Annotated in this window: 21 protein-coding genes; 13 read left to right on the top strand and 8 right to left on the bottom strand. The window is 71.6% G+C overall.

The annotated features are described in order from the left end of the window. Positions 1-30 precede the first annotated feature (30 nt). The 4 genes from ACGFK0_RS14595 (at position 31) to mshC (ending at position 4,324) form a co-directional block, all read left to right on the top strand. The gene (locus ACGFK0_RS14595) at positions 31-795 is read left to right on the top strand and encodes an NRDE family protein (RefSeq protein WP_392904662.1); all 765 of its coding nucleotides are present in this window, start codon (positions 31-33) and stop codon (positions 793-795) included. 177 nt (positions 796-972) lie between these two features. Continuing rightward, entirely contained in the window at positions 973-2,019 is a 1,047-nt protein-coding gene (locus ACGFK0_RS14590) for an ABC transporter permease (RefSeq protein ID WP_392904660.1), read from the top strand. Between the two features lie 6 nt (positions 2,020-2,025). Then, entirely contained in the window at positions 2,026-2,970 is a 945-nt protein-coding gene (locus ACGFK0_RS14585) for an ABC transporter permease (RefSeq protein WP_392904656.1), read from the top strand. 103 nt (positions 2,971-3,073) lie between these two features. Next, positions 3,074-4,324 carry a cysteine--1-D-myo-inosityl 2-amino-2-deoxy-alpha-D-glucopyranoside ligase gene (gene mshC / locus ACGFK0_RS14580; RefSeq protein WP_392904653.1) on the top strand — a complete coding sequence of 417 codons (1,251 nt, stop codon included), beginning with the start codon at positions 3,074-3,076 and terminating at the stop codon, positions 4,322-4,324. 46 nt (positions 4,325-4,370) lie between these two features. Here mshC and ACGFK0_RS14575 read toward each other — a convergent pair whose 3' ends face one another. The 3 genes from ACGFK0_RS14575 to ACGFK0_RS14565 all read right to left on the bottom strand — a co-directional run bounded on the left by ACGFK0_RS14575 (position 4,371) and on the right by ACGFK0_RS14565 (position 6,491). Then, positions 4,371-4,904: a TrmH family RNA methyltransferase gene (locus ACGFK0_RS14575; protein WP_392904650.1), complete on the bottom strand. Its 534-nt coding sequence runs from the start codon at positions 4,902-4,904 to the stop codon at positions 4,371-4,373. A 111-nt stretch (positions 4,905-5,015) separates the two neighbouring features. After that, entirely contained in the window at positions 5,016-5,864 is an 849-nt protein-coding gene (locus tag ACGFK0_RS14570) for a PAC2 family protein (RefSeq protein WP_392904647.1), read from the bottom strand. 168 nt (positions 5,865-6,032) lie between these two features. Then, the gene (locus tag ACGFK0_RS14565) at positions 6,033-6,491 is read right to left on the bottom strand and encodes a universal stress protein (protein ID WP_392904644.1); all 459 of its coding nucleotides are present in this window, start codon (positions 6,489-6,491) and stop codon (positions 6,033-6,035) included. 107 nt (positions 6,492-6,598) lie between these two features. On the opposite strand from ACGFK0_RS14565, the gene ACGFK0_RS14560 reads away from it, so the two are divergent. The 7 genes from ACGFK0_RS14560 (at position 6,599) to ACGFK0_RS14530 (ending at position 14,517) form a co-directional block, all read left to right on the top strand. After that, positions 6,599-7,267, top strand: a complete 669-nt coding sequence (locus ACGFK0_RS14560) for an HAD family hydrolase (protein ID WP_392904641.1) — start codon at positions 6,599-6,601, stop codon at positions 7,265-7,267. Between the two features lie 254 nt (positions 7,268-7,521). Next, a complete protein-coding gene (locus ACGFK0_RS14555) occupies positions 7,522-7,944 on the top strand; it encodes a hypothetical protein (protein WP_392904639.1) in 423 nt (140 codons plus the stop codon). Positions 7,945-8,382: 438 nt separating this feature from the next. Further along, entirely contained in the window at positions 8,383-9,375 is a 993-nt protein-coding gene (locus ACGFK0_RS14550; protein ID WP_392904636.1) for an ABC transporter permease, read from the top strand. Positions 9,376-9,428: 53 nt separating this feature from the next. Continuing rightward, a complete protein-coding gene (locus ACGFK0_RS14545) occupies positions 9,429-11,183 on the top strand; it encodes an ABC transporter substrate-binding protein (RefSeq protein ID WP_392904632.1) in 1,755 nt (584 codons plus the stop codon). A gap of 105 nt (positions 11,184-11,288) precedes the next feature. After that, positions 11,289-12,302 carry an ABC transporter permease gene (locus tag ACGFK0_RS14540; protein WP_392904630.1) on the top strand — a complete coding sequence of 338 codons (1,014 nt, stop codon included), beginning with the start codon at positions 11,289-11,291 and terminating at the stop codon, positions 12,300-12,302. Continuing rightward, complete coding sequence (locus tag ACGFK0_RS14535) at positions 12,302-13,369, top strand: ABC transporter ATP-binding protein (protein WP_392904627.1); 1,068 nt, start codon at positions 12,302-12,304, stop codon at positions 13,367-13,369. Before ACGFK0_RS14540 ends, ACGFK0_RS14535 begins: the two co-directional genes overlap by 1 nt. Positions 13,370-13,392: 23 nt before the next feature. Next, the gene (locus ACGFK0_RS14530) at positions 13,393-14,517 is read left to right on the top strand and encodes an ABC transporter ATP-binding protein (protein ID WP_392904625.1); all 1,125 of its coding nucleotides are present in this window, start codon (positions 13,393-13,395) and stop codon (positions 14,515-14,517) included. A gap of 138 nt (positions 14,518-14,655) precedes the next feature. Here the strand turns inward: ACGFK0_RS14530 and ACGFK0_RS14525 are convergent, their stop codons facing one another. The 5 genes from ACGFK0_RS14525 to ACGFK0_RS14505 form a co-directional block, all read right to left on the bottom strand. Then, complete coding sequence (locus ACGFK0_RS14525) at positions 14,656-17,157, bottom strand: ABC transporter permease (protein ID WP_392904623.1); 2,502 nt, start codon at positions 17,155-17,157, stop codon at positions 14,656-14,658. Continuing rightward, a complete protein-coding gene (locus ACGFK0_RS14520; protein WP_392904620.1) occupies positions 17,154-17,993 on the bottom strand; it encodes an ABC transporter ATP-binding protein in 840 nt (279 codons plus the stop codon). The genes ACGFK0_RS14525 and ACGFK0_RS14520 overlap by 4 nt, the downstream gene beginning before the upstream one ends. Before the next feature lie 326 nt (positions 17,994-18,319). Next, positions 18,320-19,000, bottom strand: coding sequence for a response regulator (locus tag ACGFK0_RS14515; protein ID WP_392904617.1), 681 nt, complete (start codon positions 18,998-19,000; stop codon positions 18,320-18,322). Between the two features lie 189 nt (positions 19,001-19,189). After that, positions 19,190-20,413, bottom strand: coding sequence for a sensor histidine kinase (locus ACGFK0_RS14510; RefSeq protein ID WP_392904614.1), 1,224 nt, complete (start codon positions 20,411-20,413; stop codon positions 19,190-19,192). A 132-nt stretch (positions 20,414-20,545) separates the two neighbouring features. Then, positions 20,546-21,514 (bottom strand): RecB family exonuclease, encoded by a 969-nt coding sequence (locus ACGFK0_RS14505; protein WP_392904611.1) that lies wholly within the window; start codon positions 21,512-21,514, stop codon positions 20,546-20,548. A 106-nt stretch (positions 21,515-21,620) separates the two neighbouring features. On the opposite strand from ACGFK0_RS14505, the gene ACGFK0_RS14500 reads away from it, so the two are divergent. Both ACGFK0_RS14500 and ACGFK0_RS14495 read left to right on the top strand, forming a co-directional pair. Continuing rightward, entirely contained in the window at positions 21,621-22,796 is a 1,176-nt protein-coding gene (locus ACGFK0_RS14500; RefSeq protein WP_392904609.1) for a site-2 protease family protein, read from the top strand. Positions 22,797-22,871: 75 nt separating this feature from the next. Then, complete coding sequence (locus ACGFK0_RS14495) at positions 22,872-23,825, top strand: tRNA (adenine-N1)-methyltransferase (RefSeq protein WP_392904606.1); 954 nt, start codon at positions 22,872-22,874, stop codon at positions 23,823-23,825. Positions 23,826-23,931: the final 106 nt, after the last annotated feature.

The following is a 23,931-nucleotide window of genomic DNA, read 5'->3' as shown; positions in this document are numbered from 1 at the left end:
GCGATTCGCGGCAGATGCTCCAATTGGGGCATGTGCACGGCGATCATCAGTGTCGATCCCGCCTCCCCGGTCCCCGTCCTGCTGGTCGGCGTGCGGGACGAGTTCGTCGCCCGCGACTGGGAGCCGCCCGGCCGGCACTGGCCGGACCACCCCGGGCTCGTCGGCGGGCGCGACCTGCGCGCCGGCGGCACCTGGCTCGCCGTGGACCCGGACGCGCCCCGCGCCGCGCTCGTCCTGAACGGACGCGGCCGGATGGCGCCCGAGGACGGGCGCGTGTCCCGCGGCGGGCTGCCGCTGCGGGTGGCCGCCGACGGCAAGCTCGGCCGGCCCGGCCTGCCGGCGTTCGACCCGTTCCACCTCGTCGGCGCCGAACCCGGCCGGGTGCGGCTGTGGAGCTGGGACGGCGCCGCCCTCACCGAACGCGACCTCGGCCCCGGCCTGCACATGATCGTCAACAGCGGGCTGGAGGGCGAGGGCCAGCAGGAGGGCGAGACCGAGGACGCCTACATGACGGCGCGGCTCGCCCACTTCCGGCCGCGCCTGGCCGCCGCGCCGCGTCCCGTGCCCGGCGGCGACGAGCCTGTGGAGCGGGCGTGGGAGCCGTGGCTGGCGCTGGTGAACGGCGACGGCCTGCCCCGCGCCGACCACCGGGCCCTGCTGCCCCTGCTCGACCTCGGCGACGGCCGCGTCTGGGGCACCACCTCCGTCACCCTCGTCGCGCTCACCGCCACCGGCGTCCGCTACGACTTCTCCGCCGCCCCGGGCGACGCCGCCGGCTGGACCCGCGTCCTGTAGGGCGGCCCCGGCGGCCCATGACCGTTTCGGCATCGCGGCCGCGGGACCGTGACGGTCGGTGCTACGTTGGCCACTCAATGCGATCTCCGCGGGATCGCGGGGGCCGCCCGCGGAGACCGGGAACGGCGGACGGGGAACCGGGGCCTCCACCGGACCGGGGCTCCCGGAGGCGGAGGGATGAGCGGCTACGCCGAGCCCGCTGCGCGGGAGCCGACACACCGGGGACCGGGCGGCGGCACGTCCGGCGCACCCGGCCCGGACCGGGCGGACGGGGGCGGGGCCGCGCTGCCGCGGGCCCGTCCCGCCACCGGGCCCGAACGGGTGCGGGGCCGCGGCCCGTCGCGGCTCGCCTGGGATCGGTTGAGGCGCGACCGGGCCGCCGTCGCGTCCATCGCCGTGCTGCTGCTGATCGTGGCGTTCGCGGCGCTGGCACCGCTCTGGGAGCACCTGACCGGCCACCCCTACGACGCGACGTTCCCCCGGACCGGCCTGGACGCCGACGGGCAGCCGCGCGGACCCGGCGGCGAGTTCCCGCTCGGGGCCGACCAGCTCGGCCGCGACGTCCTGGTCCGCGCCGCCTACGGCGCACGGATCTCGCTGGCCGTCGGGGTGTCGGCGGCGCTGCTGGCCTCCGTCGCCGGGACCCTCGCCGGGACGTTCGCGGGGTTCGCCGGCGGCGCGGTGGACACGCTGCTGTCGCGGCTGATCGACATCACGCTCGCGCTGCCCTACCTGCTGGTGGCGATCCTGCTGTCGACCACCTTCCAGCCGTCCTCGGTCGGCGCGGGCCTCGCCATGACGATCCTGGTGATCGCGTTCTTCTCCGCCGCGGCGTTCGCCCGCGTCATCCGCGGCCAGGTGCTGGCGCTGCGGCGGCGGGAGTTCGTCGAGGCGGCCCGGCTGCTCGGCGCCTCCGACGCGCGGATCATGGTGGTGGAGATCCTGCCGAACCTGACCGCGCCGGTCACCGTGCTGACCGCGCTGCTGGTGCCGGCGGCGATCGTGTTCGAGGCGACGCTGTCGTTCCTCGGCGCCGGGGTGCGCCCGCCGATGCCGAGCTGGGGGTCGATGCTCGGCGAGGGCGGCGACGTGTTCCAGACGGCGTGGTGGCTGCTGGCCGCCCCCGGCGTCCTGCTGCTGGCGACCACGCTGTCGTTCAACCTGCTCGGCGACGCCGTCCGCGACGCCTTCGGCCCGCGCGACCGCGCCGCCGGGGGGAGGTGAGCCGCCATGGCGCGTTTCGCCGCCCGCCGCCTGCTGCACGCGCTCATCGTGCTGTGGCTGGTGGCGACGCTGGTGTTCGTGTTCCTGCACGTGTCGCCCGTCCCGGTGGAGCGGGTCATCGGCGGGCCCCGCGCCACCACCGAGACCCTGGACCAGATCCGCGCCAACCTCGGCCTGGACCGGCCGCTCCTCGTCCAGTACTGGAGCTTCGCCGGGCGGCTGCTGCACGGCGACCTCGGCGACTCCTACGTCAACGGGACGCCGGTGACGGCGCTGATCGCCGCCCGGCTCCCCACGACGCTGTGGCTGGTCGCCGGAGCGGGGATCCTGTGGTTCGCGGGCGGCGTCGCCCTCGGCGTGCTCAGCGCGGCCAGGGCGCGGAGCCTGTGGGACCGGGCCGCGACGGCGTTCGTGCTGGTGGGCCTGTCCACGCCGCCGTTCGTGATGGCGCTGGCCCTGCTGTACGTGTTCGCGACCCGGCTCGGCGAGAGCGGCATCGGCTTCTTCGAGGCCGGCCCGCCGCTGCAGGAGCACTTCCTGCGCCGGATGGTCCTGCCGTGGGCGGCGCTGGCGTTCCTGATGCTCGCCGCCTACGCGCGCCTCACCCGCGGGGCGATGCTGGACGTGCTCGGCGAGGACTACGTGCGCACGGCGCGGGCCAAGGGCCTGCCGGAGCGACGCGTCGTCGGACGGCACGGGCTGCGGCCCGCGATGACGCCCGTCCTCACCCAGTTCGGCATCGACCTGGGCGCGCTGATCGGCTCCACGATCGTCACCGAGAAGGTGTTCGGGCTGCAGGGCGTGGGCCAGCTCGTGCACCACTCCATCGCTGCCGGCGACACCCCGGTGATCATCGGGGTGACGCTGCTGGTGACGCTGTGCGTGATCGTCGCGAACCTGCTGGTGGACATCGGCTACTCGGTCCTGGACCCCCGCGTCCGCGCCACATGAGCCCGCCCCGCGTTGGCGGTCGGCCGTCCGATCCGGACGGTCCTGGACACTTACCAATGATCTCGGCGTAACCCCGCGAGCTGGGCATGGATAAGCTTTCCGTATGCGATCGTGGTCCGCCTCCGATGTCCCCAGCCTTCCCGACATGGGGCTGCCCGCCGCGGTGCGGCCGCTGAGCCTGCACGACACGGGGACGGGGACGACGCGTCCCGCGGGCCCCGTCCCCGGTGCGGTAGCCGGCGGCGGCACAGCCCGGATGTACGTGTGCGGGATCACCCCCTACGACGCGACCCACCTCGGCCACGCCAACACCTATCTCGCGTTCGACCTCGTCAACCGCGTGTGGCGCGACTCCGGCCACCGGGTGCACTACGTACAGAACACCACCGACGTCGACGACCCGCTTCTGGAACGTGCCCGGGAGACGGGGGAGGACTGGCGGGAACTGGCCGACCGGGAGATCCAGCTGTTCCGCGACGACATGACCGCGCTGCGGATCCTGCCGCCCGACCACTACATCGGCGCGGTCGAGGCGATCCCGCTGGTCATCGAGATGATCGAGAAGCTGCGCGGCCGGGACGCCGCCTACGAGGTGGACGGCGACGTCTACTTCCCCGTCGCGGCCGACGCGGCGTTCGGGCGGGTCAGCCGGCTGACCCGCGAGGCGATGGCGCCGCTGTTCGCCGAGCGCGGCGGCGACCCGGACCGCGCGGGCAAACGCGACCCCCTCGACGCCCTGCTGTGGATGGCCAGGCGCCCCGGTGAGCCCGGCTGGGACTCGCCGTTCGGCGAGGGCCGCCCCGGCTGGCACGTGGAATGCTCGGCGATCTCCGTCGAGTACCTCGGGATGACGTTCGACGTCGAGGGCGGCGGCTCCGACCTCGCGTTCCCGCACCACGAGATGAGCGCGTCCCACGCCCAGGTCGCCACCGGGGAGCGCCCGCACGCCCGCGCCTACGTCCATGCCGGCATGGTCGGCCTGGACGGCGAGAAGATGTCGAAGTCGCGCGGCAACCTGGTGTTCGTGTCGAAGCTGCGGCAGGCCGGGACCGACCCGATGGCGATCCGGCTGGCGCTGCTCGCGCACCACTACCGCGCCGACTGGGAGTGGACGCCGCGCGGGCTGGACGAGGCGCAGGCACGACTGGACCGCTGGCGCGCTTCGGTGACCCGCGCGTCCGGGCCGCCCGCCGCGCCGGTGGCCGCCGCCGTCCGCGACCACCTGGCGGGCGACCTGGACGCCCCGGCCGCACTGGCGGCCATCGACGCCTGGGCCGCCGCCGGCGGCGCCGACGAAACCGCCCCGTCCCAGGTCAAGGCCATCGCCGACGCCCTCCTCGGCGTCGCGCTCTGACCTGCCGCCGGGGACCCCTTCCGTCCGGCCGCCGGCGCGGCCGCCGTCACAGCAGGCCCGCCAGCTTGTACAGCACCAGTGAGCCGGCGACGGCCACGTTCAGGCTGCTCCCGCCTCCCACCATGGGGATCTCCACGGCCAGGTCGAGCAGGTCGAGCGCCTCACCGGGGATGCCGGACTGCTCGTGACCGAGCACCGCGACCGTCGGCACGCGCGCCGCCGGCAGGTCCGCGAGCCGGACCGCCTCGTCGGCCAGCTCCACCCCGACGACCCGCGAACCGGCGTCCCGCCGGCGCTCCAGCCAGCCGACCGGGTCGTTCACCCAGTGGACGCAGGCGGGGCGGCGGAGCGTGTTGCCGCGTGCGAGCGCGTCCGGCACCCATGAGAACCGGGGGACCGCCATGCACGCGCCGACCGCGTCGCAGGTGCGCAGAAGGGTCCCGAGGTTGGCGCCGTGCAGCGGCCACAGCGGCGCGGCGATGAGATGGTCCCAGCAGGGATGGGAACGGCGGCGCCGCTGGCGGCGCAGCTCGCGCGGGGGCCGGACCCGGATCGCCGGGCCGCCCCGGGGGCGGCTCACCGGCCCCGGGCGCCACCGCCCTCCGGAGAAGAAACGATCATTGTGAACGCACTTGGCGGCGTGCGCGGGCCATCACCGGGAAACGGACACGACCGAGTGTAACCCCGGGCCTCAGCCCCGGCCGGGATCTCTGCGCCGCAGGTAGCGCTCGAACTCGCGGGCGATCGCGTCGCCGCTCGCCTCGGGCAGCTCGGTGGCGTCCTTCTGCTCCTCCAGCGTCCGGACGTACTCGGCGACCTCGGAGTCCTCCTCGGCGAGCTCGTTGACGCCGTGCTCCCAGGCCCGGGCCTCCTCGGGCAGTTCACCGAGCGGGACGGTCACGTCGAGGAGGTCCTCGACGCGGCGCAGCAGCGCGAGGGTCGCCTTGGGCGACGGGGGCTGGGCGACGTAGTGGGGGACCGCGGCCCACAGCGACACCGTGTCGAGGTCGGCCCTGGCGCACGCCTCCTGCAGCACCCCGAGGATGCCGGTCGGCCCCTCGTAGCGGGCTGGTTCCAGGTGCAGCGCGCCGACGAGCCCCGCCTCGGACGCCGCCCCGGTCACCGGCACCGGCCGGGTGTGCGGCGAGTCGGCGAGCAGCGCGCCGAGCAGCACCACGTTGCGGATCTCCAGCTCCAGCATCAGCCCGATCAGCTCGCGGCAGAACGACCGCCACCGCATGTTCGGCTCGATCCCGTGCAGGAGGACGACGTCCTTGCCGTTCGGGAGACGCGCCCACGACACGCGGGTGGTCGGCCAGGTGATGCCGCGGGTCTCGCCCTCGGTCATCTCCACGATCGGGCGGGTGACCTGGAAGTCGTAGTAGTCGTCGGGGTCGAGTTCGGCGATGGGCACCGCTTCCCAGGTGGACTCCAGGTGCGCGATCACCCCGCTGGCGGCCTCCCCGGCGTCGTTCCACCCTTCAAAGGCGGCCACGAGCACCGGATCGACGAGTTCCGGCACGCTTTCGAGCTCGACCACGCGCTGCCTCCTTCCGACGCCCAGGTACAGCGTCACCGACGGGGGCCGTCATTCCCGGGGTCGGGGGCCCCGCTCATGATCGGTGGCTGTCAGCCTACGTCCTGCCCCTGACCTACCCCACCCTCCCGGCGGCAGACCCCCGCCCTGTACGCCCGCGGCGGAACCCGGCTACTTTCCGTCCGTCGTGTGCACGATCAGCACGTCGCAGGGGGAGCGGTGGGACAGGTTCGCCGGGACCGACCCCAGGAGCCGGCCGGCCAGGCTGTTCAGCCCGCGGTTGCCGATCACGACGAGCTCCGCGCCGCGGTCCTTGGCCAGCCTGGAGATGACGTCCACGGCATCGCCCTCGACGGCGACCTCGTCGATGTCGAGGGCGCCCGCCGCGACGGCCCGCTCCCGCGCGGCCCGCAGCGCGTCGTCGGCGGGGGTGGAACCCTGCACCTTGTAGGCGAGGTCCCCGAGCCGGTCCGCGGCGTTGGCGCGCTCCCGCTCGGGCATGGGGCTGTAGGCGGAGGCGAGCAGAAGGGTGGCGCCGGTGGCGGCGGCCAGCTGCGCCGCCCGGTCGACCGCGCGGAAGGAGGAGTCCGAGCCGTCGGTGCCGACGAGGATGGTGCGGTACGCGCTCATGCCGTTCCTTACCGGGTAGTAGTTTACTGAGGGCACGGTATCGGTCCGGTGACCCATCCGTCACCGTCTCTTTGCACACCCCGTCCAAGAAGGAACGAAGGAGCGACGTGACCCGTGGCGGCCCGCAGGCCGTGCTGTTCGACATGGACGGCCTGCTCATCGACTCCGAGCGCGTCTGGCTGGAGGTCGAGTCGGAGGTCATGGCCTGGCTGGGCGGCGAATGGAGCCCCGCCCACCAGGAACGGCTCGTCGGCGGCTCCCTGGACATCGCCGTCCGCTACATGCTGGAGCTGACCGGCGCGGACGCCGACCCCGGGGAGGTGGGGCGGCGGATGCTGGACGGCATGGCCGAGCGGCTCGGGACCTGCGTCCCGATGATGCCCGGCGCCAAGGACCTGCTCTCCGAGATCCGCGCCGCCGGGGTCACCGCGGCGCTGGTGTCCTCCAGCCACCGGCGGCTCATCGAGCCGGTGCTGGACGCGGTCGGCCGCGAGCACTTCGCGCTCAGCGTCGCCGGCGACGAGGTGTCGCGGACCAAGCCCGACCCCGAGCCCTACCTCACCGCCGCCGCCCGGCTCGGCGCCGATCCGGCCCGCTGCGTCGTCCTGGAGGACTCCCCGAACGGCGTCGCGGCGGCGGAGGCGGCGGGCTGCGTCACCGTCGCGGTCCCCGGCGTCCTGCCGATCCCGCCCGTGCCGGGCCGCGTCGTGGTCGCGTCGCTGCGCGAGGTGAGCCTGGCGACGCTGCGGTCACTGCCGCCGTTCGCCGGCGCGTGAGGGACGGCCGCCCGCCCCCGTGACGGGAGCCGCCGCCTGATACCCCCGGGGTGGTCCCTCAGGGACGGGTCACGCGGGAGGAGGAGACCGGCCCGCCGCAAACCGTCCGCCGGGAGGATCGGAAACGGCCCCGGGCGTGTGACGATGGGAGTGAAGGCTTCCATCCGGGCTGCCGCCCAGGCCGTCACCTGGCGCGGGCCGCCGAGGATGAGAGGCGTTCGGCGAGGCATCACCGTAAGGAATGAGGGGCCGGCATGACCGACACAGCCATTTTCGCGATCAGCCTCGGAGTGACCCTGGTCGGGCTGGTCATCAGCTGGGGGGTGTACCGCCGGCGCGGCGCGGGCACCGGCCTGCGCGGCGCCGCCCTGTCCCTGGTGCCGCTGGCGGCCGCGATGACGGGGGTGACGGAGTTCTTCGTCGACCTGGCGTTCAGCCCCGTCAAGTGGGCGGGCGTCGCGGTCGCGGGGCTCGCCGTGCTGCTCTACATGACCTCCGGCGCCATGATCAGCCGCCGCGCCGGCGCGGCGGGCGGGGGCAAGGCCGCCGCAGGGGAGCCGAAGGCGGCGGGGCGGTCCGCGAAGCCGAAGAGGTCGGTGGAGGGGCCCGCGCCGGGCGGCGGCGACCCGGAGATGGCCGAGATCGAGAAGATCCTGCGCGACCGCGGCATCTCCTGACCCTCCGGCCACCCTGTTCCCGCGCGACACGGCGGGCCGGGACGCCCTCGCACGACGCGAGGGCGTCCCGGCCCGCCGTTTTCCTGTTGCAAGACGCTGACCTGCGGAGAATCGATATCGGATCGGACTCGGTACGGTAAAGTTTCGCGGTCTAGACCGGCTCGGAGTGTCCGCCGGTACTGCGTGGAACGTACTATTCGGGCGATTTGTCCGATGTGGTGTCTCGGTGCGTGTTCCCCAGATGACGACGAGATCACAAGTCAGATACGGGTACTGGCGTGAGTCGGCTCACGGATGGACAGTCGTGCCCGAAGGGCTACCTTTCCCTTCAGCGAACGCGGCGCGACGCGCACGGAAGCAGCGGATGATCTCCGCCGCGGCCGGCCACGCGTCGGCGGCGTGGCCGAACCAGTGGCCTGACGGTAGGAGGTATGGAGCGTGGCCGCACCCATCGAGGTGACCGGATCCGACACCGAGGCGCAACCGGAATCGGTGCTCACCGGTGTCGACCGCAAGAAGATCCAAGGGCGCTCCCTTGGGCAGATCGCCTGGATGCGGCTCAAGCGCGACAAGGTCGCGCTCACCGGCGCCGTCGTGGTGGTCCTGCTGATCCTGATCGCGATCTTCGGCCCGTACTTCGTGCAGAACCCGCTGGCCTACCACCAGAACCTGATCGACCCGACCTACAACCGGCCCAAGTCCGGGTTCTGGCACTCGGGCATCAGCAGCGACCACTGGCTCGGCGTCGAACCGGGCACCGGCCGCGACATGCTGGCCCGCATCGTGCACGGCGCCAGGATCTCCCTGCTGGTGTCGTTCCTGGCCACCCTGATGTCGGTGGTGCTCGGCACGGTCCTCGGCATCACCGCCGGCTACTTCGGCGGCTGGGTCGACTACGTGATCAGCCGCACCATGGACGCCTTCCTGGCCTTCCCGCTGCTGCTGTTCGCGATCGCCCTGGTCGGCGTCGTCTCCGACGGAGCGTTCGGGATGAGCGGAAACGGGCTCCGCGTGTCGGTGCTCGTCATCGTCATCGGGTTCTTCAACTGGCCCTACATCGGCCGCATCATCCGGGGCCAGACGCTGTCGCTGCGCGAACGCGAGTTCGTCGACGCGGCGCGCAGCATGGGCGCCCGCAACTCCTACATTCTCTTCAAGGAGATCCTGCCGAACCTGGTCGCGCCGATCCTGGTCTACTCGACCCTGCTGATCCCGACCAACATCCTGTTCGAGGCGGCCCTGTCGTTCCTCGGCGTCGGCGTGATCCCGCCCGCCCCCTCGTGGGGCGGCATGCTCACCCTCGCCGTGCCGATCTACTCCTCGGACCCGATGTACATGATCATTCCCGGTATGGCGATCTTCATCACCGTCCTCGCCTTCAACCTGTTCGGTGACGGGCTGCGGGACGCTCTCGACCCTCGGGCCAAGTGACTCGGGTTCTATCGACCCGCCTAATTGAAGGGGTGCGCCTGCACATGAACAAAATGAGACCAATCGCGGTCTTCGCGGCCGGTGTGGTCGCGGCCGCGGGGCTCGCCGCCTGTGGCGGCGGCGAGTCCGGCGACGGAGACGGCGGCGCCGGCTTCAATGCCGCCGTCAACGAGGTCGTCAACACGTCGGACAAGAAGGGCGGCACGCTCAAGCTCGCCAGCTCCGACGACTTCGACTCTCCCGACCCCGGCAACACCTACTACGCGTTCTCGCAGAACATCGCGCGTCAGTACGGCCGCGCGCTGACCACGTTCAAGCCCGGCGCCGGCAAGGAGAGCCTGGAGGTCATCCCGGACCTGGCGACCGACCTCGGGACGCCCAGCGACGGCGGCAAGACCTGGACGTACAAGCTGCGCACCGGCGTCAAGTACGACGACGGCACCACCGTCACGTCCAAGGACGTCAAGTACGCGGTCGAGCGCAGCAACTACACCGAGGAGCTGCAGCTCGGGCCGAAGTACTTCAAGCAGTACCTCGTCGACAACGACCCCGCGTACAAGGGGCCGTACGACGACAAGGGCGAGAAGGGCCTGGAGTCCATCGAGACGCCGGACGACCAGACCATCATCTTCCACCTGAACGAGCCGTTCGCCGAGTTCGACTACCTGGTCTCGATGTCGCAGACCATGCCCGTGCCGAAGGCCAAGGACACCGGCCTGAAGTACGAGAACTCGATCGTCTCCAGCGGCCCGTACAAGGTCGACAACTACACGCGCGGCAAGTCGATGACGATGTCGCGCAACACGCACTGGAACAAGAGCACGGACCCGATCCGCAAGGCGCTGCCCGACAAGATCGAGATCCAGCTCAAGCAGAACGCCGACGACATCGACCAGCGGCTGCTGGCCGGCACGCTCGACATGGACATCTCCGGCGTCGGCGTGCAGTCGGGAACCCAGCCGAAGGTGCTGGCCGCGGACCAGAAGCCGTACGTGGACAACCCGATCCAGGGCTTCCTGCGGTTCATGTCGCTGAACGTCCACGTCAAGCCGCTGGACAACGTCCACTGCCGCATCGCGGTGCAGTACGCGACCGACAAGGTCGCCGCTCAGACCGCCTACGGAGGCCCGCTGGCCGGCGGTGACGTCGCCACCACGGTGCTGCCGCCGACGGTCGACGGCTACACCAAGTTCGACCTGTACCCGCAGAAGCAGGCCGAGAACGGCGGCCTCGACGAGGCCACCATGGCCAAGGCGAAGCAGGAGCTGCAGGCCTGCGGCAAGCCGGACGGCTTCAAGACGAAGATCTCGGCCCGGTCCGACCGGCCGAAGGAAGTCGCGATGGCCCAGGCGATCCAGCAGAGCCTGAAGAAGGTCGGCATCGAGACCGAGATCGTCCAGTGGCCCGCCGGTGACTACTTCAACAAGTACGTCGGCGTGCCGGACTACGTGCACGAGCACGGCGTCGGCATGATGATCATGGCGTGGGCGGCGGACTGGCCCACCGGCTACGGCTTCCTCGCGCAGATCGTGCACGGCGACGCCATCAAGCCGTCCGGCGGCACCAACCTCGCCGAACTGGACGACCCGAAGATCAACGATGCGCTGGACGGCGCCATCGCCAACACCGACAAGGCGGCCCGCCTGAAGATCTATGGCGAGGTCGACAAGATGGTCATGCAGTCGGCGACGCAGGTTCCGCTCGTGTACGCCAAGGCGCTGATGTACCGGCCGGAGCGCGTCACCAACGCCGGGATCACCCTCTCCTACGGCGGCATGTACGACTACCTCAACATGGGCGTGGAGTAAGGGTTCCACTCGTCCATGCGTCCCTCTGAAGGCAGGTGAAGGCGACGCCCGCCGGCCGTGCCCGGACCTACAGGTCCGGCCGGCCGGCGGGTGGGGCCGCGTAATGTGTTCCCATACATCATCAGGCGCCTGATCGGTGCCTTCGTCATGTTGCTGCTGGTCAGCCTGGTGACCTTCGGTATCTTCTTCTGGCTGCCGAAGCTCGCGGGACAGACGACCGACCAGCTCGCCGCCTCGTACGTCGGCAAAGCGCCGAGCCAGGAGGCCATTGAGGACACCAAGGAGCGTCTCGGCCTCGACGACCCGGTCGTCGTGCAGTACGGGAACTACCTCAAGGCCATCGTGGTCGGCAAGGACTACAAGGCCGGCCCGGTCACCGACCACTGCCCGGCGCCGTGCCTCGGCTACTCGTTCCGCAGCAGCCAGCCGGTGCTGCAGACGCTGATGGACCGCGCCCCCGCGACCGCGTCGCTCGCCATCGGAGCCGCGATCATCTGGCTGGCGGGCGGCATCACCACGGGCGTCATCTCAGCCCTCAAGAGAGGGACTCTCTGGGACAGAACCGCGATGATCATCGCGTTGAGCGGTGTGTCGCTGCCCATCTACTTCACCGGGCTGGTGTCACTCGCGCTGTTCTCCTACACTTTCAAGATCTTTCCGGGCGGCGGAAGCTACAACCCATTCACCGAGAATCCCGTGACGTGGTTCCAGTCGCTGGTGCTGCCCTGGGTCACCCTGGCGTTCCTGTACGCCGCGATGTACGCGCGGCTCACCAGAGCGGGCATGCTGGAGACGATGAACGAGGACTACATCCGCACCGCCCGCGCCAAGGGGCTGCCGGAGAAGACCGTCGTCACCAAGCACGCGCTGCGCGCGTCGCTGACGCCGCTCCTGACGATCTTCGGCCTCGACCTCGGTCTTCTGCTGGGCGGCGCCGTGCTGACCGAGAACACCTTCGGCATCCCCGGGCTGGGCCAGCTCGCGATCGGCTCGATCCGCAGCGGCGACCTGCCCATGGTGCTGGGGGTCACGCTGATCACCGCCACCTCCATCGTGGTGATCAACCTGATCGTCGACCTTCTGTACGCCATCGTCGACCCGAGAGTGAGGCTGGGCTGATGACCGGCACCGCGCCGGCCGCGAAGACCGCGGACGAGGGCGAGGCTCCCACGGCGTTCCTCGAGGTCCGCGACCTGAAGATCCACTTCCCGACCGACGACGGCCTGGTCAAGTCCGTCGACGGGCTGTCGTTCCAGCTGGAACGCGGCCGCACGCTGGGGATCGTGGGGGAGTCGGGCTCGGGCAAGAGCGTCACGAGCCTCGGCATCCTCGGCCTGCACAACAAGCGCAACGCCAGCGTGTCCGGCGAGATCTGGCTGGACGGCAAGGAGATCGTCGGCGCCTCGCAGAGCGAGGTCCGCCGCCTCCGCGGCCGCAACATGGCGATGATCTTCCAGGATCCGCTGTCGTCGATGCACCCCTTCTACACGATCGGCAAGCAGATCGTGGAGGCCTACCGGGTGCACAACGACGTGTCCAAGCAGGTCGCGCGCAAGCACGCCATCGACATGCTGGGCAAGGTCGGCATCCCCAGGCCGGACAAGCGGGTCGACGACTACCCGCACCAGTTCTCCGGCGGCATGCGGCAGCGCGCGATGATCGCGATGGCGCTGTCGTGCGACCCGGAGCTGCTGATCGCCGACGAGCCGACGACGGCGCTGGACGTGACCGTCCAGGCGCAGATCCTGGACCTGATCCGGGACCTGCAGCAGGAGTTCAACTCCGCCGTCATCATGATCACCCACGATCTCGGGGTGGTCGCGGAACTCGCCGACGACATCCTGGTGATGTACGCCGGCCGCTCGGTCGAGCAGGCGTCGGTGGACGACACCTTCCACCGGCCGCTGCACCCCTACACGTGGGGGCTGCTCGGCTCGATGCCCCGGCTGGACCGCGAGCGGTCCGAGCGGCTCATGCCGATCACCGGGACGCCGCCGAGCCTGATCAACGTCCCGTCCGGGTGCGCGTTCCATCCGCGCTGCCCCTACCGGGACCTGAACGACGGCAAGAGCGAGACCGTACGGCCCGAGCTGGTCGAGGTCGAGCCGGGCCACAAGGCGGCGTGCCATCTCCCGCTGGGCAAGCGGCGGGAGATCTGGAACGACGAGATCCGGCCGAAGCTGTGACGAGCACGGGTGGTAACGAGACTGTGAGCACATCGAAGACCCCGGCGGCCGAGCCCCGTTCGCGTGAGAACGGCGAGGTGCTGCTGGAGGTGGACAATCTCGGCAAGCACTTCCCCGTCACCGCGGGGCTGCTGCGCCGGCAGGTGGCGGCGGTCAAGGCCGTCGACGGCGTGTCGTTCTCGGTCCGCAAGGGCGACACGCTCGGGCTGGTGGGGGAGTCGGGCTGCGGCAAGTCCACCACCGGCCGGATGATCATGCGGCTGCTGGACCCGAGCTTCGGGAAGATCACCTTCGAGGGCGAGGACATCACGAAGATGTCCCAGGGCCGCCTCCGGCCGCTCCGCCGCGACCTCCAGATGATCTTCCAGGACCCGTACTCGTCGCTGAACCCGCGCAAGACGGTCGGCGCGATCGTCGGGGCCCCGTTCCGGCTGCAGAACATCGAGGCCAAGCAGGGCGTCAAGAAGGCCGTCCAGGACATCCTGGAGCTGGTCGGGCTGAACCCCGAGCACTACAACCGCTACCCGCACGAGTTCTCCGGCGGGCAGCGGCAGCGCATCGGGATCGCCCGCACCCTCGCCCTCAAACCGAAGCTGATCATCGCGGACGAGCCGGTGTCGGCGCTGGACGTGTCGGTGCAGGCGCAGGTCGTGAACCTGCTTGAGGACCTGCAGGACGAGCTCGACCTCACCTACGTGGTCATCGCGCACGACCTGTCGGTGGTGCGGCACATCTCCGACCGCGTCGCCGTCATGTACCTCGGCAAGATCGTCGAGGTGGCGGACCGGGCGGACGTGTACCAGCGGCCCATGCACCCCTACACCAACGCGCTGCTGTCGGCCGTGCCGATCCCGGACCCGAGCGAACGCGAGAACCGCAAGCGGATCCGGCTGCAGGGCGACGTGCCGAGCCCGCTGGACCCGCCGCCGGCGTGCCGCTTCCACACCCGCTGCTGGAAGGCGCAGGACATCTGCAAGCAGGTCGAGCCGCCGCTGGTGGAGCTCAGCCCGGGCCACCAGGCCGCCTGCCACTTCCCGGAGAACACCACCGTCAGCGCGACCGACGCGGTCGCCAAGGCCGCGGTGACGCTCGGCAAGGCCCCGTCCGACGACGCCGAGCCCGAGCCCGGCGCCGAACCCGCGGAGTAGGGCGCCCGCCGGACCTTCCCCCCGGCGCGCCTCCCGCACCGGAAAGACCCGGCCCCCTCACCCGAGGGGACCGGGTCTTTGCGTGCCCGCACCGGGCCGCCGCACCGCGCCGCCGGGGTTCCGGCGGCGCGGCGGGCGTCACTCGGTGGAGATCGCCTTCAGGACGTCCATGCGCCCGGCCCGCCACGCCGGCCACAGCGCCGCCAGCACACCGATCACCGCGGCCACCACCAGGTAGACGACGAGCGTCCCGTACGGGATGGCGAGGACCCCGAGACCGTCATCGGCGAGGGCGTTCTGCAGCGCCGCGCCGAACGCGACCCCGATGCCCATGCCGAGCACCGCCCCGAACAACGCGATCATGATGGACTCCAGGCGGATCATGCGGCGCAGCTGCCGCCGGGAGATCCCGATCGCGCGCAGCAGCCCGATCTCCCGGGTCCGCTCGATCACCGACAGCGCCAAAGTGTTGATCACCCCGACGGCCGCGATGATGACCGACATGATCAGCAGGATCGTCAGGAACGTCACGAACCCGTCGACCTGGGCGCGGGCGTCCTCCTTCAGCGACGCCTGGTCGGCGACCTCCAGGTTCGGGTAGCCCGCCAGCGCCGACTCCAGCGCCGTCCGCGTCGCCGCGTCCGCCTCGGCCGTGTCGACCACCATGATGGACACGGCCGGCTTCACCGTGTGCTTCAGGTGCGCCTGCGGCGACAGCAGCCGCGGCCCGATCAGGTCGCTCTTGGCGTACACGCCGGACAGCGTGAGCCGCTCGGTCTTCCCGTCGGGGAACTGGGCGGGCACCACCGTCCCGACCTTCCACCCGCGGTCCTTCGCGGTGTCCTCGTCCACCATGATCGCGGACGGGCCGGTCGCGGCGCCGCCCGACACGATCTTCAGCCGGGCTGCGCCGGTGAGGACCCGCGCGTCGCCCGCGACGTAGAACACCTCCTTGCCGTCGATCTTGACCTCGCCGTCGTAGGTGGGCGACGCGGTCACCACCCCGGCGACGCTCTCGATCTTCTGCCGCGCCTCGGCGTTCACGCCGCCCGCGCCCTGCGACTGCACCAGGTAGTCCGCGCCGAACTGCGCGTCCACCTGCTCGTCGATCGACGCCCGCATCGTCGCGCCCAGCACGTTCACCGTGGTGATCAGCGCCAGGCCGATCATCAGCGCCGCCGCGGTCGCGGCGGTCCGGCGCGGGTTGCGCAGCGCGTTCTGCCGCGCCAGCCGCCCCGGCGACCCCATCAGCCGCGCCGCCGGCGCCCCCAGCACCCGCAGCACCGGGACGCTGATCACCGGGGCGAGCATCGCGACACCGATGAACACCGCGAACGCGCCCGCGCCGACGGGGATCGCCGGGTTCCCGCCGCCGCCCGCGAGACCGAGGCCGATCAGCCCCGCGCCCACGGCCGTCAGCAGCGAACCGAGCGCGATCCGGATCCGCATCGACCGCTGCGGCAGCGCCACGTCGTCGCGCATCGCCGCCACCGGCGGGATCTTCGCGGCGCGCCGCGCCGGGAAGTACGCCGACACGACCGTCACCACGATCCCGACCACGTACGACCAGATCACCGGCGTCGCGGTGAACGTCAGGCCGCCCTCCCCGGCGTCGCCCATCTGCGTCTGCAGCAGCGACGCCAGGCCCGCCCCGGCCGCCAGCCCGAGCGTGGACCCGACGATCCCGACCGCGACGGCCTCACCGATCACCGCCCGCGTCACCTGCGCGCGGGCCGCGCCGATCGCGCGCAGCAGCGCCAGCTCACGGGTCCGCTGCGCCACCAGCATCGAGAACGTGTTGAAGATGATGAACGCCCCGACGAAGATCGAGATCAGCGCGAACGCGAGCAGGAACGTCCGGAAGAAGCCCATCATCCGCGCGACGTCGCTCTGCGCCTCCTCGCGCAGCTCCGTCCCCGTGATCGCCTCCAGGTTCTGCGGCAGGACCTTCGCGACGCGGTCGCGCAGCTCCCCCTCCGACGGCCCCGCCGAACCCATCTCGATGTCGCTGAAGTAGCCGGGCTTCAGCAGCAGCCTCTGCGCCGTCGGGGTGTCGAACGCGGTGATGGTCGTCCCCATCATGTTCCCGGTGTCGGTCAGCCCGACGATCTTCATCCGCTGCGGCGGCCCGGCCGTGATGACCTGGGTGGTGTCGCCGACGGCCAGCCCGCCGCTGTCGGCGGTCGCCTCGTCGACGACGATCTCGGCCGGCCCCCGCGGCGCGCGGCCGGACGTGAGCTCGAAGAACCCGCTGCTCGTCCAGTTCACGCCGAGCTGCGGCGGGCCGTTCTGCGGCGTCCCGACGATCTCGCCGTCCTTGCCGACGACCGCCGCGTACCCGGTGACGTTCCCGATCGGGTCCTTGACCCCGTCCACGCCCTTGACGGTCTCCAGCACCGACGCCGGCACCGGCTGCGCCGACATTCCGTCGTCGTTGCCGCCCACGACCTTCTTCGCCCGCACGTCGACGGCGATGTCCTCGCTGATGCTGCTGAACACCTCGTCGAAACGCTTGTTCATGCTGTCGGTGAAGATCAGCGTCCCGGCCACGAACGCCACGCCGAGGATCACCGCGACGGCCGTCAGCACCAGTCTGATCTTGTGCGCCGCGAGGTTGCGGAGCGTGACCTTGCCCATCATCGCGCCGCGACCCCCGGCCCCTGCGCGTCGGCGCCGGCCGGCCGCGCGTCCGCCGCGCCGCCGGACTCGAAGCCCTTCATCCGCTCCAGCACCCGCTCGGCCGTCGGGCCCGCCATCGTGTCGACGATCTGCCCGTCGGTCAGGAACAGCACCTGGTCGGCGTACGCCGCCGCCGTCGGGTCATGCGTCACCATCACGATCGTCTGGCCCATCCGCCGCACCGAGTCCCTCAGGAACCCCAGCACCTCCGCGCCGGACCGCGAGTCCAGGTTCCCCGTCGGCTCGTCCGCGAAGATGATCTCCGGGCGGGCCGCCAGCGCGCGGGCGCACGCCACCCGCTGCTGCTGCCCGCCCGACAGTTCCGACGGGCGGTGCTTCAGCCGCGGCCGCAGCCCCACCGTGTCGATCACCGTGTCCAGCCACTCCCGGTCGTGTTTGCGTCCCGCGATGTCCATCGGCAGCGTGATGTTCTCCAGCGCCGTCAGCGTCGGCACCAGGTTGAACGCCTGGAAGATGAAACCGACCTTGTCGCGGCGCAGCCGGGTGAGCTGCTTGTCCTTCAGCCGGGTCAGCTCGGTGTCACCGATGAACACCTCCCCGGAGTCCACCGAGTCCAGCCCCGCCATGCAGTGCATGAGGGTCGACTTCCCGGACCCGGACGGACCCATGATCGCCGTGAACCGGCCGCGGGGAATGCCGACCGTGACCCCGTCGAGCGCGACGACCTGGGCGTCGCCGCGCCCGTACACCTTCGCGATCTGACTGGTCCGTGCGGCGAAGTCGCCCGCCCCGGGCGCGGTCTGCGCGCCGGCGGTCGATGGGGCGGTGTTCGTCACGTGAAACTCCCGGAATGTAAGTGAATGCGAGCAGAACATGTCCGGATCACGCGATGCCCCCGGGCGATCCGACGTACAAAACAGTAGAAGCCCAGCGGCCTTCCGACATGCACCCCAGGAACGGACTTGCCCGTCCCCCCAGGGCAGGAGGCGCCACCCTCCGGTCGTCCTACCGGAGTAGACGCCTCCTCCTCGAAGACGGGGTCACCTCAGGGTCCGACCCTGACACCGCACGCACCCGCGCAGCCGCGGCCAGCGCGAACACCCCACCGGCCCCCGGACGCACCCACCGGGCCGCTCACCCGCGGCGACGCGCCGGCACCGGGTCAGCTCTGCCCCGGCCGGCTCATCCCCGTCTCGTACGCGTACACGACCGCCTGCACCCGGTCCCGCAGCCCCAGCTTCGCCAGGACGTTCCCCACGTGCGTCTTCACCGTCGTCTCGCTGACCACCAGCTCCGCCGCGATCTCCGCGTTCGACTGGCCCCGCGCCACATGCGACAGCACCTCACGCTCACGCTCGGTCAGCGTGTCCAGCCCCGGCGGCGGCGACTGGTCCCGCACCGCCGGCAGCCGCGACGCGAACCGGTCCAGCAGCCGCCGCGTCACGCTCGGCGCCACGATCGCGTCGCCCGCCGCCACGATCCGGATCGCCGTCACCAGATCCTCGGGCGGCGAGTCCTTCAGCAGGAACCCGCTCGCCCCCGCCCGCACCGCCTCGATCACGTACTCGTCCAGATCGAACGTCGTCAGGATCAGCACCTTCGGATCGTGTGACGCCGCACCGTCCCGGACGATCCGCCGGGTCGCCTCGATCCCGTCCACCCCCGGCATCCGGATGTCCATCAGCACCACGTCCGGCAGCAGCGACCGCGTCAGCTCCACCGCCACCGCGCCGTCCCCGGCCTCACCCACCACCGCGATGTCGGTCTCGGCCTCCAGGATGAGCCGGAACCCCGTCCGCAGAAGCGGCTGATCATCGACGAGGAGCACCCGCACCGCGCTCATCGCCGCGCCCCGCCCGCCCGGCGTTCCCGACGCTTCATCGTCCCGCTCCTCGCCTCACGACGCTCCGCCCGAACCACGGCGATCACGCCCAACCTACGGTGATTCCGCCCAACCTACGGTGATCCCGCCCAACCTACGGCGATCCGCCGGACCACGGCGATCCCGCCCAACCTACGGCCTGCCGCGGCCTCACGCCTCCAGCGGGAACCGCGCCCGCACACCGAACCCGCCGCCGACCCGCGGCCCGATCCTCAACTCGCCACCGTACAGCGCCACCCGCTCGTACATCCCGACCAGGCCATGCCCCGGATTGTCGTCGTTGTCCGCCATGAACGTCGCCGTGCCACGCCCGTCGTCCTCGATCTCCACCGTCAGATCACGATCCCCGTAGTACAGCCGCACCCACGCCCGCGCCTGCGGCCCCGCATGCTTCAGCGTGTTCGTCAGCGCCTCCTGGATCAACCGGAACGCCGCCACGTCCACCCCCGGCGACGGCGACCGCGCCTCACCCTCGATCCACAGCTGCACCGACAGACCCGTCTCCCGCACATGATCCAGCAGCTCCGCGAGATCACCCAGACCCGGCTGCGGTGCCAGCTCCCGCCCCGCCTGCTCGGCGTCCCGGTCCGTCCGCAGCACCCCCACGATCCGCCGCATCTCGCTCAGCGCCGTCCGCCCGACCTCCTCGATCGTCGACATCGCCTCCCGCGCGCTGCCCGCGTCCCGGTCGATGATCCGCCGCGCCGCCCCCGCCTGCACCGTCATCACGCTCACATGATGCGCCACCACATCATGCAGCTCCCGCGCGATCCGCGACCGCTCCTCGATCCGCGCCGCCCGCGCGTCGGTGCCCCGCGCCCGCTCCAGCCGCGCCGCCCGGTCCTCCAGCTCCGCGAAATACGCCCGCCGCAGCCGCAGGTTCCGGCCCAGCACCCACACCCCCACCACCAGCGCACAGTCCGTCACCACCACCGGCAGCGACGACGACACCGGCAGCAGCATCAAATACACCAGGAAATAGACGAACCCCGCCAGCCCGCCCAGCGCGCTCTGCGCCAGACCCCGATGCGCCGCCACGCTGTACACCGCGATCAGGAACGCCACCACGTCCGGCACCGACGGCGGATACCCCGCCACCGCCATCACCAGCTCGCCCCCGATGATAAACGCCAGCACCTGCAGCGGATGACGCCGCCGCCACGTCAGCGACATCGTCACCGCCGCGACCAGCAGCCCGCTCCACACATCCGGATCCCGGAACTGCTCGTAATCCGCACCCTTCGGCAGCTCCTCCAGGAACAGCTGCGGCAGCCCCACCAGCAGCAGACCCAACGCGAGCAACGCGTCGGCCGCCTGAGGACGCACCTTCAACCAGGCGCGGCAGGCACGAAGACCACGGATGCGGGGTGACACGCTTTCACCCTAGGAGCTCACACCAGGCCTCGGCCCCTCCTGAACGCGGATCCGCAGTCCTCCCCAAGGATGACGCACCCGCCCTCACCCTTCACCTGACCTCCCCGCGCACGGCCCAACGTCACCGCACCACTACAGATCGTCACGCTCCCGGGCGGCACCGCCCGGCGCCGCCGCACCCTCCAGATCCGCGGGAGACGGCCGGGACACCGGCACCACCGGCAACGGCGGGGGAGTACCCCCGAACTCCGGGCACCGCTCCTTGTGATCACACCAGTCGCACAGCCGCCCCGCCCGCGGCCGCCACTCCCCGGTGTCCATCGCCCGCCGGATCGCCAGCCACAGCGCCTCCACCTTCCGCTGCGTCGCCCGCAGATCCGCCTCATCAGGCTCGTACCGCAGAACCTCGCCGTTACCCAGATACATCAGCTGCAGCAGCCGCGGAACCCGCCCCCGCAACCGCCACAGCACCAGCGCGTAGAACTTCATCTGGAACAACGCCCGCGCCTCGAAATCCGCACGCGGCGCCGTCCCCGTCTTGTAGTCCACGATCCGCACGTCACCGCCCGGCGCCACATCCACCCGGTCGATGTACCCCCGCAGCTTCAACCCCGAATCCAGCACCGTCTCCACGAACAGCTCACGCTCCGCCGGCTCCAGCCGCCGGGGATCCTCCAGCGTGAAATACCGCTCCACCATCCGCCGCGCCTGACCCAGCCACGCCGACCGCTCCGCGTCCCCCGCATCGCCCTCCGCGAACAACTCCGCCAGCTCCGGCTCCTCCACCAGCAGCCGCTCCCACTCCGGCCCCAGCAGCTCCACCGCCGCCTCTGCCGTCCGCCCGCCCCGCGGAAGATCGAACAACCGCTCCAGCACCGCATGCACCAGCGTCCCCCGCGCCGCCGCCGCACTCGGCCGCTCCGGCAACCGGTCGATCACCCGGAACCGGTACAGCAGCGGACACGTCATGAAATCGCCCGCCCGCGACGGCGACAACGACCCCACCACCGCCACACCCGCCCCGCCGCCGGCGCCCCCGTCCCCGGCACCGCCGCCCCCGGACGGAACGGACGAAGAACTACCCGCCTCGGTCGTCGTCATGGCACAGCACACTAGGCGACACCCCCGACGAAAATCCGCATCGGCCGCACCACGACCCGCCACACCACCGGCCGATCCGCCCAACCGGGGCCGTAGCATCGGTCACGTGACACACAGCGCGCCCCCGACCGAGGGAAAGACGCCCGCCGGAGACCCCGGGCCCGAAAACGGCCGCACGGCACGCCCCGGCCTCCTCATGGGCCGCCCCTTCGGCATCCCCGTCTACGTCTCACCCAGCTGGTTCCTCGTCGCCGCGCTCATCACCGTCATGTTCGAAGGACAAGTCCACGACGTCGTCGAACGCCCCCTCAGCTACCTCGTCGCCTTCGCCTACGCCGTCCTCCTCTACGGCTCCGTCTTCATCCACGAACTCAGCCACGCCGTCACCGCCCGCGCCTTCCGCCTCCCCGTCCGCTCCGTCACCCTCCACGTCCTCGGCGGCGAAACCGCCATCGAACGCGAAGCCCCCACCCCCGGCCGCGAATTCCTCATCGCCTTCGCCGGCCCCCTCGTCAACCTCGTCCTCGCCGGACTCGGCCTCCTCACCCACGCCCTCATCCCCCTCCCCGACGTCGCCCTCCTCCTCGTCGACGCCCTCACCTTCGCCAACCTCCTCGTCGGCGTCTTCAACCTCCTGCCCGGCCTTCCCCTCGACGGCGGACGCCTCGTCCGCGCCGCCGTCTGGAAAGCCACCGGACACAGCCGCAGCGGCGCCATCATCGCCGGCTGGGTCGGCCGCGCCGTCGCCATCGCCTGCCTCGTCGCCGGCGCCTACCTCGCCACCTACGGAACCGGAACCGGCATCGGCTGGCTCGCCCTCCTCTGGTCCGCCCTCGTCGCCTCCTTCATCTGGGTCGGCGCCACCCAGGCCATCCGCGCCGAACACGTCCGCGACCGCATCCCCCTCCTCGCCGCCCGCCGCCTCGCCCGCCGCGCCACCCTCGTCACCGCCGACACCCCCCTCGCCGAAGCAATCCGCCGCGCCCACCACGACCACGCCGGCGCCATCGTCATCGCCGACCACGACGGACGCCCCCTCGGCCTCGTCAACGAGAAGGCCGTCACCGCCACCCCCGAACACCGCCGCCCCTGGATCACCGCCGGCGACCTCTCCCGCGGCATCGACGACGACCTCACCCTCCCCGCCGACATCACGGGCGAAGACCTCATCGAAGCCCTCCGCCGCGCCCCCGCCTCCGAATACCTCCTCATCGAACCCGGCGGCCGCGTCTACGGCGTCCTCGCCGCCACCGACGTCGACCAGGCCTTCACCGGCATCTGAAGCACCCCCCCGCCCCACCCGCCCGACCAGGGCAGCCGTCAGCCGCGCCCCCACGCGCCGCTAGCCTTGACCCCCATGAGCGAACCCCAGCCGAACGGCCCCGCACCCACCCCCGGCCGCATCCCCCACGGCCCGTTCCGGCCCGGAGACCAGGTTCAGCTCACCGACACCAAAGGCCGCATCAACACCATCACCCTCCAACCCGGCAAGCAGTACCACTCCCACAAAGGCTCCGTCCCCCACGACGACATCATCGGCAGCCCCGAAGGCACCGTCTACCGCACCACCGGCGGAACCGAATACCTCGCCTTCCGCCCCCTCCTCACCGACTTCACCCTCCGCATGCCCCGCGGCGCCGCCGTCGTCTACCCCAAAGACGCCGCCCAGATCATCGCCACCGCCGACATCTTCCCCGGCGCCCGCGTCGTCGAGGCCGGCGCCGGATCCGGCGCCCTCAGCTGCTTCCTCCTCCGCGCCGTCGGTGAACACGGCCTCCTGTCCTCCTACGAGCGCCGCACCGACTTCGCCGACATCGCCCGCACCAACGTCGAGAAATTCTTCGGCGCCCCCCACCCCGCCTGGCGCCTCACCGTCGGCTCCCTCGAACACGCCCTCGCCGAAACCGAGATCGACCGCGTCGTCCTCGACATGCTCGCCCCCTGGGAATGCCTCGACACCGCCGCCAAGGCCCTCATCCCCGGCGGCATCCTCTGCGCCTACATCGCCACCACCACCCAGATGTCCCGCATCGTCGAAGACCTCCGCGCCCACGGCAACTTCGCCGAACCCCACGCCTCCGAAACCATGCTCCGCACCTGGCACGTCGACGGCCTCGCCGTCCGCCCCGACCACCGCATGATCGGCCACACCGGCTTCCTCGTCACCGCCCGCCGCCTCGCCGACGGCGTCACCCCGCCCACCCGCCGCCGCCGACCCGCCAAAGGCGCCCACGCCGCACCCGCCGGCACCGCACCCGCCGGCACCGCCCCCGGCGACACCGCCACGCCCGGCCACCCCACCGAGGCATAGATCACACCCCGGCGCGCCCCGCACCGCCCCGACACACCCGTGTCCCACCCCACACATCCACCGAACTCGGCAAACCCCCCGCCACGACACGCCCGAACCCACGAAC

It is taken from the genome of Spirillospora sp. NPDC048823, from assembly GCF_043198445.1.
Taxonomy (GTDB): Bacteria; Actinomycetota; Actinomycetes; order Streptosporangiales; family Streptosporangiaceae; genus Spirillospora.
The sequence above is the reverse complement of the archived record's forward strand: the minus strand, read 5'-3'. Positions and strand labels throughout refer to the sequence as shown.